The organism is Mesorhizobium sp. PUT5 (genome assembly GCF_052216645.1).
Lineage (GTDB): Bacteria > Pseudomonadota > Alphaproteobacteria > Rhizobiales > Rhizobiaceae > Mesorhizobium.
The window spans coordinates 3,692,268-3,704,529 of sequence record NZ_JBQOSO010000003.1 but is presented as its reverse complement, the minus strand read 5'-3'; the positions used below and the strand labels follow the sequence as shown (position 1 = coordinate 3,704,529).

The window sequence follows — 12,262 nt, the reverse complement described above, 5'->3', positions numbered from 1 at the left end:
GCCCTTTCGCAGTTGCCGGTGATCGCCTCTCGCTATGGCCGGTGGGTTCGGCTACATGTGTCGCCGGAGACCGAGACGATGGCGAAGACCCAGACCAGGAAGACGATCGTGCTGACCGGAGCCAGCCGCGGCATCGGCCATGCCACGGTCAAGCGTTTTTCCGGCGAGGGCTGGCGCGTCATCACCTGCTCGCGGCAGGCCTTCTCGCAGAACTGCCCGTGGCCGGCCGGCCCGGATGACCATATCAAGGTGGACCTCGCCGACCCCGAGGATGTCGGCCTGGCCGTGTCGGAAATCCGCCGCCGGCTGGAGGCGGAGGGCGGAGAGCTGCATGCGCTGGTCAACAATGCCGGCATCTCGCCCAAGCTGGAAGACGGCAGCCGCATGGATTCCATCGACACGCCCATGCATGTCTGGCGCGCCGTGTTCCAGGTCAATTTCTTCGCGCCCATCATGCTGGCGCGCGGCCTGTTCAGGGAACTGGCGGCCGCCCGTGGCGCCATCGTCAACGTCACCTCGATCGCCGGAACGCGCGTGCATCCCTTCGCCGGCACCGCCTATGCCACCTCGAAGGCCGCGCTGGGCGCGCTGACGCGCGAAATGGCGCACGACTTCGGGCCCCACGGCATCCGCGTCAACGCCATCGCGCCGGGCGAGATCGACACGGCGATCCTGTCGCCCGGCACCGACAAGATCGTCGAAACCATTCCGCTCAGACGGCTCGGCACCACGGCCGAGGTGGCCGACACCATCTACTACCTGTGCTCGCCGCAGTCCGCCTATGTGACCGGCTCGGAAATCCACATCAACGGCGGCCAGCACGTCTAGCGGCCGGCACGACCGCCGCTTCGCGGCGACGGGCTTCTTTGCGGCTGGCCAGGGCAGCGCGGTAACGCCGCGTTCTGCGCCGCGCCGATCCGGAATGTTTTTCCTCTGCCCGCCGCGCCTGCGCAAAAGCGATTGCCTGGCGCCGGCGCCGGCGCGAGCGCGTTTCTTCTGGAGGGTCCCGCGCTCGGGTAAAAATGCGAGCCCAATCAGGGTTTTATCGCCATGTCGCACGCCGCGCCAAAGCTCAATGCCTTTCCGGTCTTCCTCAAGGTCGAGGGGCAGGTTGTGGCCGTTGTCGGCGAGGGCGAGGAGGCGCTGGCCAAGGCCCGCCTGATCGGCCAGTCGGCGGCGGCGCTGCGCATCGTGGCGGCCGAACCGGAGGCGGCGCTCGCCGCCTTCATCGCCGGACATGGCGCCGTGCATATCCGCTCGACCTACGCGCCCGAACATATCGAGGGTGCGGCCATGGTGTTCGCCGCTTCCGGCGATGCCGGCCTCGACGCCCGCATTTCGGCGGATGCGCGCCGGCTCGGCATTCCGGTCAACGCCGTGGACCGGCCGGACCTGTGCGATTTCTTCACGCCGGCGCTGGTCAACCGCGCCCCGGTGGCGGTGGCCATCGGCACCGAAGGGGCCGGGCCGGTGCTCGCCCAGATGATACGCGCCCGCGTCGACCGCATGCTTTCGCCTTCCCTGGGGCCGCTGGCGGCCCTTGCCGCCACCTTCCGCGACGCCGCCGAGAAGCTGCTGCCGAAAGGTGCGGCGCGCCGCCGCTTCTGGAACGAGTTTTTTGCAGGCGCGCCGGCGCGCGCCATGGAAACGGGCCAGGTTTCGCTCGCGCATGACGCGGCTGCGAAGCTTCTAGCCGTGGATGCGCCGGTGCGCGGCCACATCGCCCTTGTCGGCGCCGGGCCCGGCGCGGAAGACCTGCTGACCCTGCGCGCGCAGCGCCTGCTCATGGAAGCCGATGCCATCGTCTACGACGCGCTGGTGCCCGAGGCGGTGGTGGCCATGGGCCGCCGCGATGCCGAGCGTTTGCCGGTGGGCAAGCGCAAGGGCTGCCACTCCAAGAGCCAGGACGAGATCAATGCGCTGCTGGTGCGGCTGGGGCGCGAGGGCCGCCGCGTGGTGCGGCTGAAGGGCGGCGATCCGCTGGTATTCGGCCGCGCCGGCGAGGAGATGGCCGCGCTGCGTCAGGCCGGCATTTCCTACGAGGTGGTGCCGGGCGTCACCGCCGCCTTTGCCGCCGCCGCCGATTTCGAGCTGTCGCTGACGCTGCGCGGCGTCACCTCCTCGCTGGTCTTCACCACCGGCCATGACCTGAGGGGAGGCACGCTGCCGGACTGGGCCAGGCTCGCCATCTCCGGCGCGACGGTGGCCGTCTATATGGGCCGCTCGGTGGCGGTGGAAGTCGCCGGCCGGCTGATCGAGGCGGGGCTTTCGCCCGACACGGCCGTGGCGATCGTGGAGAACGCCAGCCTCGCCGGCCGCCGCCGCTTCCACGGCACGCTGGCCGACCTGCCGTCGCTGAGCGGCCGCGACGATCTTTCCGGCCCGGTCATGACCATCATCGGCGATGCGGTGGCCGGCGCCAATTTCGACCGATCCGAGCCGCTTGCGGCGCATCGCCATCGCCATGCGGCGCCCGCCGCGCAGGGAGTGTTTTCATGAAGGTCCTGACCGCCAACCGCCTCACCGACGGCGAGGCCGTTTGGTATTCCCGCGACCGCTGGGCCGAGACGATTGACGGTGCCGATCTGGCCTCCGACAAGGAAGGCGAGGCCCGGCTGCAGGCGATCGGCGCCGCCGCCTTCGCCGCCAACGAGGTGGTCGACGCCGAGCTGATCGACGTGGCGCTGGCAAACGGCGCCATCGAGCCGCTGCGCCTGCGCGAGAAGATCCGCGCCGCCGGCCCCAGCAACCGCAACGACCTCGGCAAGCAGGCCCGCCCGCCGGCGCGGGCCGCCTGAACGGACAAGGCGCAGGGGAAGGCAAGGACATGTACCGTTACGACGAGTTCGACCACGAGTTTGTGAAGGCCCGCGTCGCCCAGTTCAGCGACCAGGTGGAGCGCCGGCTGGGCGGCGAGATCACCGAGGACCAGTTCAAGCCGCTCAGGCTGATGAACGGCGTCTATCTCCAGCTCCACGCCTACATGCTGCGCGTGGCCATTCCCTACGGCACGCTGAACTCGCGCCAGCTTCGCATGCTGGCCCACATCGCGCGCACATACGACAAGGGCTACGGCCATTTCACCACGCGCCAGAACATCCAGTTCAACTGGCCGGCGCTGTCCGACGTTCCGGCGATCCTCGCCGATCTGGCGAGCGTGGAGATGCACGCGATCCAGACCAGCGGCAACTGCATCCGCAACGTCACCGCCGACCATCTGGCCGGCGCCGCCGCCGACGAGGTGGCCGACCCGCGCCCCTATGCGGAGATCCTGCGGCAATGGTCGTCGGTGCATCCCGAGTTCTCCTACCTGCCGCGAAAGTTCAAGATCGCGGTGACGGGGGCGGAACGCGACCGCGCCGCCATCCAGACCCACGACATCGGCCTGCATCTGAAGAGGAACGGCCAGGGCGAACTGGGCTTTGCCGTCTATGTCGGCGGCGGCCAGGGCCGCACGCCCATGGTGGCGAAGAAGATCCGCGACTTCCTGCCCGAAGAGCAGTTGCTCGCCTATTGCACGGCGATCCTGCGCGTCTACAACCTCCATGGCCGCCGCGACAACAAGTACAAGGCGCGGATCAAGATCCTCGTCCACGAGACCGGCACCGAGGCGTTCGCGCGGCAGGTCGAGGCGGAGTGGCAGGCACTGAAGGACGGCGAGTTGAAGCTGCCGGAGAAGGACATTGCGGCCATCGACGCCTATTTCGCGCCGCCGGCGCTGCCCGCCCGACCGGAAGGCGACGACGCGGTGAAGGTGGCCAGGCTGGATTCGCGCGCCTTCGGCGAATGGGTCGCCCAGAACGTCACCACGCACCGCCACCCCGACTACGCGGCGGTGACGATCTCGCTGAAGGGCATCGGCGAGGCGCCGGGCGACGCTTCCGCCGAGCAGATGGAGGTGGTGGCCGATCTTGCCGAGCGCCACGGCTTCGACGAATTGCGCGTCAGCCACGAGCAGAACCTGATCCTGCCGCATGTGGCGCGCGCCGACCTCAAGGCGGTCTACGACGCGCTGGCGCAGAACGGGCTGGCCACCGCCAATTCCGGCCTCATCACCGACATCATCGCCTGCCCCGGCCTCGACTATTGCGCGCTGGCCAACGCCCGCTCCATTCCGGTGGCGCAGGAGATTTCGCGCCGCTTCGCCGCCTTGGAGCGGCAGCGCGACATCGGCGAGCTGAAGCTCAAGATATCGGGCTGCATCAATGCCTGCGGCCACCACCATGTCGGCCATATCGGCATATTGGGCGTGGAGAAGAAGGGCACGGAACTTTACCAGGTCACGCTCGGCGGCTCGGCCGACGAGAACACGTCGGTGGGCGAGATCGTCGGCCGCGGCTTTGCCCCCGAAGAGATCACCGACGCCATCGAGACCATCGTGGAGACCTATCTGGCCATCCGTCTGGACCGCAGCGAGCGTTTCATAGACGCCTACCGCCGTGTCGGCGCACAGCCGTTCAAGGAGGCGCTCTATGCTGACCAAGCCAAGGCCGCGTGAGGCCCAGCATGCGGGCGCCATGCCGGTCGAGGCCGGTACGGAGGCGAGGGCGGCCGGGCTGGACGCGCTCTACGGGGGCCTTTCCCCGCAGGAGGTGATCGCGCGCGCCGTCGAAATGTTCCCCGGCGAGATCGCGGCTGTCTCCTCCTTCGGCGCGGATTCGGCGGTGCTGCTGCACATGATCGCCGAGGTCGACCGGCGCCTGCCGGTCGTCTTCCTCGACACCGGCAAGCATTTCGAGGAGACGCTTTCCTACCGCGACGCGCTCGCCGCCGATTTCGGCCTCGCCGACATCCGCGTCGTCAGGCCGGATGCGGCGGCGCTCGCCAGGATCGACCCTGCCGGCAGGCTGCACGAAACGGATGCGGAAGCCTGCTGCGCGGTGCGCAAGGTGGAGCCGATGGCCCGCGGCGTCGCCCCGTTCCGGGCCTGGTTCACCGGCCGCAAGCGCTTTCAGGCGTCGACGCGCGCAGCCCTTCCCGTCTTCGAGGCGGTCGGCCCGCGCATCCGCATCAACCCGCTGGCGCGCTGGACCGGAGCCGACCTTGCCGACTACATGCGCGCGCACGCCCTGCGCGAAAACCCGCTTGTGGCCTATGGCTATCTGTCCATCGGCTGCTTTCCCTGCACGCAGCCGGTCAAGCCCGGCGAGGATGCACGCTCGGGCCGCTGGGCCGGCCAGGCCAAGACCGAATGCGGCATCCATCTCTCGGGGCTTGAGAAATCGCTGACCGACGCCTCACTTTAGGATCTATCGATGACTGACCAGCAGACGGCCCCCGTCACCCGCCTATGGACCCGCGAGGGCTTTCGCGAGGACGAATGGAGCCATGCCGAAAGCGCTGCGGCGCTGGCCGGCAACGGCCGCTTCATCTTGCCCTTGGAGGTGCTGCTCGAACTCGACCCGGCCGAACGCGGGCTTGCCCGGGAGCGGCTGGGCGTGCTGCTCCAGCCCGGCGACCAGATCGAGCCGGTCGTGGATCTGCTGGGCGAGATTGCGCTGGTGGCGCTGGCCTTCCCGGCCTTCAGCGACGGGCGATCCTTTTCCAAGGCCCAGCTTCTGCGCAGCCGCCACGGCTTTTCGGGTGCGTTGCGCGCCACCGGGCAGGTGCTGGTGGATCAATTGCCGCATATGCTGCGCGTCGGCTTCGACGAGTTCGAGATCGCCGACCCGGTGCTGCTGAAGAGGCTGGAGGAGAAGCGCCTGGACGGCCTGCCGCTGTTCTACCAGCCGGCCGCCGTGCCGGGCGCGAAGGCGGGCGGCTATTCGTGGCGGCATGTGGCGGCGGATTGAAGGTCTCAGCCGCGGCTGCCCTGGCCATTTTCGGCGCGCTCCAGCCGGTCCAGCAGTTGCCGCAAGTGATCGGGCAGGTCGCTGACGACCCTGAAGGCCGGCAGGCTGCGCAGGAAGCGGCGCGTCGCATGGTCGCCCGCCTGTCGCCTTATGTGGCCGGACAGAACCGGATCGTCGGGCGGTTTTACAAGTTTCGTGGCCTTTACGCGGGTCATGGGTCCCAAATCCTTCGTTCGGCCTTTGAAACTCCTCCTGGGAAGAATCGTTCCTGCAACGCGGCATGAATGCAAGCCGATGCGGAAGTTAAGGTAAAATTTGATTTAATTCCTGCCGGCCGGGCTCGGCCGGCCGGCGCTCCGCCCCTTGATTTTTGAGCGCCGAACCTCGATATCGGGCGCAAATCCGATCCATTCGACATGACGGGAAATGGCATGAGCGACCAGGCAAAAGACGAACGCGGGCCCGAGGAGATCGAGGCCACGGGAGCCGAAGCTGCGGCCGAGCGCGCCGAGGGCGGTGTCGGCGACGACTACGAAGCGCTCGTGCGGCTGCTTAAGGAGAACGAGGAACTAAAGGACCGGGCGCTACGCGCCGCGGCCGAGGTGGAGAACATGCGCCGCCGCGCCGCCCGCGACGTGCAGGATGCGCGCGCCTATTCGATCGCCAATTTCGCCCGCGACATGCTGTCGGTGTCCGACAATCTGAGCCGCGCCCTGGAGGCCGTGTCGGCCGACGCGCTGGCTGCGGATGCGACGCTGAAGGCACTTTTCGAAGGCGTCGGGCTCACCGAGCGCGCCATGCTTTCGGCGCTGGAAAAGCACGGCGTCAAGAAGCTCGCGCCCGAGGGCGAGAGGTTCGACCCGCACTTCCACCAGGCCATGTTCGAGGTGCCGAATGCGGACGTGCCGGACCAGACTGTGGTGCAGGTTGTGCAGCCGGGCTATTCGATCGGCGAGCGGGTGCTGCGGCCGGCCATGGTCGGCGTCTCCAAAGGCGGCCCGAAAGGCGCCCCCACCGAGCCGGGGCCGGTGAACGAGCAGGCCGAGAAGGATGCCTGAAGGGGAATAAGGCAGTAGGGGAAAAAGCCCGGTGGATGCGCGCCGCCGCAAACTGCGTGCGGCGCCCTTGTGATTCGCCTGAAATTGATCGACCTTCCTACTGTTCCCTACTGTGCCCTACTGTGCCCTACTGCCCTACTGCCCTAGCCCGATGCCGCTGCTCACGCTCCTCGACTATGCCGGCGTCGCCGTCTTCGCGGCGACGGGAGCGCTCGCCGCCTCGCGCAAGGAGCTGGACATTATCGGCTTCCTGTTCCTGGCCAGCGTCACCGGCATCGGCGGCGGCACCTTCCGCGACCTCATCCTCGGCGCGCCGGTGTTCTGGGTGGGCGACAGCGGCTACGTGGTGATCTGCGCGGCGGTGGCGGTGCTGGTGTTCTTCGGCGCGCCGCGCGTCGAATCCCGCTACCGGCTGCTCCTGTGGCTGGACGCCGTGGGCCTCGCCGCCTTCTCGGTGATCGGCGCGGCCAAGGGGCTGGCGCTCACCGGATCGCCCATCATCGCCGTCGTCATGGGCATGCTGACGGCCGCCTTCGGCGGCATCCTGCGCGACCTGCTCGCGCGCGAGGACTCCGTGCTGCTCAGGCCCGAGATCTATGTCACCGCCGCGCTCGGCGGGGCTGCGGTCTACACGCTGGCAGCCCTTGCCGGCTTGCCGCCGCTGGCCTGCTATGCGGCCGGCTTCCTCGTGGCCTTCCTGGTGCGCGGCGGCGCGCTCCGCTACGGCTGGTCCTTCCCGCACTACAGGAGCCGGCCCGGCCGCCGGCCGGAAGACATCCCCTGAACGAAGCGCTCAGGCCGCGAAGCGCTGGGCCTCGCCGCCGTAATAATTGATGTAGCGGGTCTCGATCGCGGCCACAGGCAGCACGACGAAGACGTCGACGGTGGCGAAGTCGTGGTCGATGACGCAGCCGTCGCCGATGCGGGCGCCGAGCCTGAGATAGCCCTTGACCAGTGGCGGCATCGCCGCGATCGCCGCCCTGGCCCCCACCGCCTCCAGCGGCATCAGATCCATGGTGCAGTAGCGGTGGGCAACCGCGCGCACGTCCCATGGCGTCGTCGCCAGGCAATGATGCGCCAGATAGGTCAGCGCCTCGGCATGGATGGCGGGCACCGTGCCGGGAAAGGAGGCGCAGCCGGTCATCACGTCGATCTCGTAGTGGTTGATATAGGCCCAGATGCCCTGCCACAGCGCCTCGATGGTGCGCTTGGAGCGGTATTCGGGCAGCACGCAGGAACGGCCCAGTTCCAGGAAGCGCAGGTCCGGATGGCGCCCGATCAGCCGCGTGAGATGGAATTCGTCGTCGGAGTAGAAACCTCCGGCGGCCGCCGCCGATTCCTGGCGCAGCAGCCTGTAGGTGCCGACGATGCGGCGGTGCTCGGGGCCGGGCCGGGCGGTGTCGAACACCAGAAGGTGGTCGCAGACCGGGTCGAAGCGGTCGGCATCGCGGCGGTCCAGCGCCTGCAGGCCCTGGCGGGCGCCCAGTTCGTCGTAGAAGACGCGGTAGCGCACCTCCTGGGCCGCGGCAATCTCGGCCTCGTTGCGCGCCAGGCGCACTTCGAGGCTGCCAATGCGGCCGAGCGGCGCGCCTTCCAGCATGCCTGCGACTTTCTCGCCACGGAAAAGGGCGGTGCCGGTGGTCGGACGGGACTCACCCTGCGGCATCGCTGTTTGCACGAGCGGTTCTCCTTCGAGCCATCCCTCTTGGCGCGGGGATACAATGGGGGTGCAACAGGATTGCGACAGTACCGTGCCAGGCCCCGGTCGGCAATAGGGGCCGCGGGCCTCAGTTTCGAGGCGGTGGCCCCGGAAGGGTCAGGCGGCGGCCTGCTCGCGCACTGTGCGCACAAGCGCGTCGGGGTCCAGCGGCTTGGTGACGAAGCCGCTGGCGCCATGGGCGAGCACGGCATGGCGGGTCTTTTCCTGGCTGTCGGCCGACAGCACCATGATCGGCACGGGCACGGCGCCGGTCTCCTCCTCGTAGCGGCGGATGGCGGCGATCGCGTCCAGCCCGTCCATCAGCGGCATGTGAAGGTCCATCAGCACCACGTCGAAGCGCGGCCTGGCCATGCTGGTCACCGCTTCCACCGCCGCCTTGCCGTTGCCCACCACCTCGACGCTGTGGCCGGCCTTGGTGAGCGTGGCGCGCGCCAGCATCGCGTTGATTTCGTTGTCTTCCGCGATCAGCACCGACAGCGCCACGCAGTCGGCGCCCGCCGCTCCCCTGATGGCGGCGGCATCGACGCTTGATTCGGGCGCGGGGCGGGCCGCCGCGCCGGCCGTCGCCAGCATGCGCAGCAGGGTTTCGCCGCGCACTGGGCGGGCCAGGAAGCTGCCGTAGCCGCTGGCACGGAACTCGGCCAGCGTGCCCCGGTCGGACGGCGCGATGATGGTCATCGCCTCGCAGGCGGCGAAGCCGGATTGGCGCAGCCGCGTCAGCAGCCGTCCCTCGCTCTCCTCCATCGCCGCGTCGACCAGCAGAACGTCGCAGCCTTCGGCGAAGGTCGCGGCCTGCGCCGCCGTGGCCGCGATCCTGGCGTCGCCGCCATGGGAGCGGATGGTGCGGGCAATGGCCTCCGCCTCCATCGTGTTGCGCGACAGGATCACCGCCCGGCGCCCGCCCAGCAGGCCGTCGCGGTCGAAAGGCGGCTCGACCGGCGCCAGGATCGGTACCTCGAAGCGGAAATCCGAGCCTTCGCCCGGCGTGCTGGAGACCGAGAGCGTGCCGTCCATGGCTTTCACCAGCCGACGGGAGATGGCAAGGCCGAGCCCGGCGCCGCCATGGGCGCGCGTGGAGGTTCCGTCGGCCTGCTCGAACTCCTCGAAGATGCGCTCCAGGTCGTCCTTGCCCAGGCCGGGACCGGTATCGAGCACGCAAAAGCGGAGGCGGTCGCCCTTCTCGGCGCGGACGCGCGAGATCGTCACCAGCACGCCGCCCGCCTCGGTGAACTTGACGGCGTTGCCGAGCAGGTTCAGCAGCACCTGCCGCATCCGGCCCGGATCGGCGGTCATCATCTGCGGAACGTCGGGCTCGACATGACAGCCCAGCCCGATGCCCTTGCTGAAGGCGCGCGCGGCAAGAAGTTCCACCACGTTGTCGGCCAGTTCGCGCGGCGACATGGGCTGCGGCTCGGGCGTGAAGCGCCCCGCCTCGATCTTGGAATAGTCGAGCAGGTCCTCGATCAGAGCCAGCAGCGCGCTGGCGGAGGTGGTTATGGCGCCGACATAGGTGCGCTGCTCCGGCGTCAGCCGCGTGTCGGCCAGCAGCCTGGCCATGCCGATGATGCCGTTCATGGGCGTGCGGATCTCGTGGCTGACCGTGGCGAGAAAGCGCGACTTGGCCTGGCTGGCATATTCGGCGCGCTCGCGCGCGGAGATCAGCGAGGTCTCGGCGCTCTTGCGCGCGGTGATGTCGCGCGCGATGGCCCGGTGCGAGACGGCGCCGCTGTCCTTGTCGCGCACCGACAGCTCGATCCAGGAATACCAGCGCGGCCCCTCCGGCGTGCGGATGGCCACGTCGGTGGAACTGAGGCAGTCATTGCCGGAAAAGGCCGCGTCCGGCACCACCGCTATCTCGATGCCGAGTTCGGCCAGGGTGTGGCCCGGCAGGTCGCGCGGGTCCATGCCGACCAGATCGGCGAACACCTTGTTGGCATAGACGATGTGACCGTTGCGGTCGCGGTGCACGACGAGGTCGCCCAGCGCGTCGATCAGCCCGCGGAAACGCTCCTCGCTTTCCTGCATCTCCCACATGCGGTCCGCCATGGCCTCAATCTCGGCCTGGCTGCGGGCGGTGCTGACGTCGAGCAGCGAGGCGGCGCGGCGGCCCGCGCGGTAGGCATGCGCATGCAGGGCAAGGCCGATGACGCCGGTGGCCAGCAGGGAGAGCGCGATGAAATGCGGCGCGCCGGTGAGCTGCGACAGGCCAGCCAGCAGCAGGATGGCGATGAAGATCAGGATGTCCGGCCCCTCGCGGTGGCGGGCCAGCTCCGGCACCAGCGGCGGCGCCTCGACGCGAACGCGGGAGACGGCGGCGGGCCTCGCCTGCGCGCCGTCGGAGCCCCTTTGCGTGGTGTCGGTATCCGCGATCATGCGGGCCATCATGGCACGCAGACATTAGGGAAGATTTCGGCGGATCGCTTCAATTTTATCCGTCATGCGGATTTCTTGCATTTCCTCCAGGGGGCGGGAGGCGCTTGTGAAGAGACCCTCACCCCTTACCCCTCCCCACAAGGGGGAGGGGGATTCCGTGACGTTGCAGCCCAGACCCTCGCCGTGGCGGGGAACGGTGCCAAAATTCCCCTCCCCCTTGTGGGGAGGGGGTAGGGGTGGGGGTACTGCCCCGCCGGAACTAACTGGAGAGAGAAAATGAAATGCGGCCTACATGTCCACGACGACGCGGCCGCGGATCCTGCCTGCCACGATGTCGCCGGCGGCGTCGATGATGTCGTCGAAGCCGATCGTCGTGGACAGCGCCTTGAGCTTGGCCAGGTCGAGATCGGTGCGGATGCGCTTCCATGCCTCCAGCCTGAGCGCCTTCGGCGCCATCACCGAATCGATGCCGAGCAGGGAGACGCCGCGCAGGATGAAGGGCGCGACCGTCGCCGGCAGGTCCATGCCGCCGGCCAGGCCGCAGGCGGCGACCGCGCCGCCATAGGAGGTCATGGACAGCACGTTGGCCAGCGTGGTGGAGCCGATCGCGTCGACACCGCCGGCCCAGCGCTCCTTGGCCAGCGGCTTGCCGGGGGCGGAAAGCTCTTCGCGCGAGATGATCTCGGCGGCCCCCAGACCGGTCAGATAGGCGCTCTCTGCGCCGCGGCCGGTCGAGGCCACGACATGGTAGCCGAGCTTGGACAGGATCGCGACCGCCACCGAGCCGACGCCGCCGGAAGCCCCCGTCACCACCACGGGGCCGCGCTGCGGCGTGATGCCGTGGCGTTCCAGCGCCATCACGCACAGCATGGCCGTGTAGCCGGCCGTGCCCACCGCCATGGCGTCGTGGGCGCTCATGCCCTGCGGCAGCGGCACCAGCCATTCACCCTTGACGCGGGCGCGGCCGGCATAGGCGCCGTAATGCGTCTCGCCCACGCCCCAGCCGTTGAGGATGACCTTGTCGCCTGCCTTCCAGCCGGGATTGGAGGAGGACAGGACCGTGCCGGCGAAGTCGATGCCGGGCACCAGCGGCCAGCGCCGCACCACCGGCGCCTTGCCGGTGATGGCCAGCCCGTCCTTGTAATTCACCGTGGTCGCCTCGACGGCGACGGTCACGTCGCCCTCCATCAGGTCGGCCTCGGTCATTTCCGTCACTGCCACGGACTGCTTCTTGTCCTCGTCGCGGGAAACCAGGATGGCTTTGAAGGTCTCGGGCATTTCTCGTCCTCGAAGGTTGCGGGCGCAGTTTGCGGCGGCGG

At 68.9% G+C, this 12,262-nt stretch carries 12 protein-coding genes; 8 read left to right on the top strand and 4 right to left on the bottom strand.

All coding sequences use genetic code 11. The features are described 5' to 3' along the window. Positions 1-78 precede the first annotated feature (78 nt). The 6 genes from ACTDI4_RS19665 to ACTDI4_RS19640 all read left to right on the top strand — a co-directional run bounded on the left by ACTDI4_RS19665 (position 79) and on the right by ACTDI4_RS19640 (position 5,792). Positions 79-828, top strand: coding sequence for an SDR family NAD(P)-dependent oxidoreductase (locus tag ACTDI4_RS19665; RefSeq protein ID WP_442842754.1), 750 nt, complete (start codon positions 79-81; stop codon positions 826-828). Positions 829-1,050: 222 nt separating this feature from the next. Then, positions 1,051-2,499 (top strand): siroheme synthase CysG, encoded by a 1,449-nt coding sequence (gene cysG, locus ACTDI4_RS19660; RefSeq protein ID WP_442842753.1) that lies wholly within the window; start codon positions 1,051-1,053, stop codon positions 2,497-2,499. Beyond that, the gene (locus tag ACTDI4_RS19655; protein ID WP_442842752.1) at positions 2,496-2,798 is read left to right on the top strand and encodes a DUF2849 domain-containing protein; all 303 of its coding nucleotides are present in this window, start codon (positions 2,496-2,498) and stop codon (positions 2,796-2,798) included. Before cysG ends, ACTDI4_RS19655 begins: the two co-directional genes overlap by 4 nt. Before the next feature lie 29 nt (positions 2,799-2,827). Next, complete coding sequence (locus ACTDI4_RS19650; RefSeq protein ID WP_442842751.1) at positions 2,828-4,498, top strand: nitrite/sulfite reductase; 1,671 nt, start codon at positions 2,828-2,830, stop codon at positions 4,496-4,498. Positions 4,499-4,517: 19 nt separating this feature from the next. After that, positions 4,518-5,246 carry a phosphoadenylyl-sulfate reductase gene (locus ACTDI4_RS19645; RefSeq protein WP_442843409.1) on the top strand — a complete coding sequence of 243 codons (729 nt, stop codon included), beginning with the start codon at positions 4,518-4,520 and terminating at the stop codon, positions 5,244-5,246. A 9-nt stretch (positions 5,247-5,255) separates the two neighbouring features. Continuing rightward, the gene (locus ACTDI4_RS19640) at positions 5,256-5,792 is read left to right on the top strand and encodes a DUF934 domain-containing protein (RefSeq protein ID WP_442842750.1); all 537 of its coding nucleotides are present in this window, start codon (positions 5,256-5,258) and stop codon (positions 5,790-5,792) included. A 5-nt stretch (positions 5,793-5,797) separates the two neighbouring features. Here ACTDI4_RS19640 and ACTDI4_RS19635 read toward each other — a convergent pair whose 3' ends face one another. After that, positions 5,798-6,007 carry a hypothetical protein gene (locus ACTDI4_RS19635; protein ID WP_442842749.1) on the bottom strand — a complete coding sequence of 70 codons (210 nt, stop codon included), beginning with the start codon at positions 6,005-6,007 and terminating at the stop codon, positions 5,798-5,800. A gap of 216 nt (positions 6,008-6,223) precedes the next feature. Here ACTDI4_RS19635 and grpE point away from each other — a divergent pair, with 216 nt between their 5' ends. Then, the gene (gene grpE / locus ACTDI4_RS19630; protein ID WP_442842748.1) at positions 6,224-6,850 is read left to right on the top strand and encodes a nucleotide exchange factor GrpE; all 627 of its coding nucleotides are present in this window, start codon (positions 6,224-6,226) and stop codon (positions 6,848-6,850) included. 151 nt (positions 6,851-7,001) lie between these two features. After that, positions 7,002-7,634, top strand: a complete 633-nt coding sequence (locus ACTDI4_RS19625; protein ID WP_442842747.1) for a trimeric intracellular cation channel family protein — start codon at positions 7,002-7,004, stop codon at positions 7,632-7,634. A 9-nt stretch (positions 7,635-7,643) separates the two neighbouring features. On the opposite strand, the gene ACTDI4_RS19620 is transcribed toward ACTDI4_RS19625, so the two are convergent. The 3 genes from ACTDI4_RS19620 to acuI all read right to left on the bottom strand — a co-directional run bounded on the left by ACTDI4_RS19620 (position 7,644) and on the right by acuI (position 12,221). Next, on the bottom strand, positions 7,644-8,528 hold the full coding sequence (locus ACTDI4_RS19620; protein WP_442842746.1) for a GNAT family N-acetyltransferase: 885 nt from the start codon (positions 8,526-8,528) through the stop codon (positions 7,644-7,646). Between the two features lie 138 nt (positions 8,529-8,666). Next, positions 8,667-10,943, bottom strand: coding sequence for an ATP-binding protein (locus tag ACTDI4_RS19615; protein WP_442842745.1), 2,277 nt, complete (start codon positions 10,941-10,943; stop codon positions 8,667-8,669). 288 nt (positions 10,944-11,231) lie between these two features. Further along, the gene (gene acuI, locus ACTDI4_RS19610; RefSeq protein WP_442842744.1) at positions 11,232-12,221 is read right to left on the bottom strand and encodes an acrylyl-CoA reductase (NADPH); all 990 of its coding nucleotides are present in this window, start codon (positions 12,219-12,221) and stop codon (positions 11,232-11,234) included. Positions 12,222-12,262 lie beyond the last annotated feature (41 nt).

What these genes read in the sequence shown, in the direction of transcription:
- ACTDI4_RS19640 (WP_442842750.1), top strand. Translation starts at nt 5,256, where the DNA reads ATGACTGACCAGCAGACGGCCCCCGTCACCCGCCTATGGACCCGCGAG.
- ACTDI4_RS19615 (WP_442842745.1), bottom strand. Translation starts at nt 10,943, where the DNA reads ATGATCGCGGATACCGACACCACGCAAAGGGGCTCCGACGGCGCGCAG.
- ACTDI4_RS19625 (WP_442842747.1), top strand. Translation starts at nt 7,002, where the DNA reads ATGCCGCTGCTCACGCTCCTCGACTATGCCGGCGTCGCCGTCTTCGCG.
- grpE (WP_442842748.1), top strand. Translation starts at nt 6,224, where the DNA reads ATGAGCGACCAGGCAAAAGACGAACGCGGGCCCGAGGAGATCGAGGCC.
- ACTDI4_RS19655 (WP_442842752.1), top strand. Translation starts at nt 2,496, where the DNA reads ATGAAGGTCCTGACCGCCAACCGCCTCACCGACGGCGAGGCCGTTTGG.
- ACTDI4_RS19665 (WP_442842754.1), top strand. Translation starts at nt 79, where the DNA reads ATGGCGAAGACCCAGACCAGGAAGACGATCGTGCTGACCGGAGCCAGC.
- ACTDI4_RS19645 (WP_442843409.1), top strand. Translation starts at nt 4,518, where the DNA reads ATGCCGGTCGAGGCCGGTACGGAGGCGAGGGCGGCCGGGCTGGACGCG.
- acuI (WP_442842744.1), bottom strand. Translation starts at nt 12,221, where the DNA reads ATGCCCGAGACCTTCAAAGCCATCCTGGTTTCCCGCGACGAGGACAAG.
- cysG (WP_442842753.1), top strand. Translation starts at nt 1,051, where the DNA reads ATGTCGCACGCCGCGCCAAAGCTCAATGCCTTTCCGGTCTTCCTCAAG.
- ACTDI4_RS19635 (WP_442842749.1), bottom strand. Translation starts at nt 6,007, where the DNA reads ATGACCCGCGTAAAGGCCACGAAACTTGTAAAACCGCCCGACGATCCG.
- ACTDI4_RS19650 (WP_442842751.1), top strand. Translation starts at nt 2,828, where the DNA reads ATGTACCGTTACGACGAGTTCGACCACGAGTTTGTGAAGGCCCGCGTC.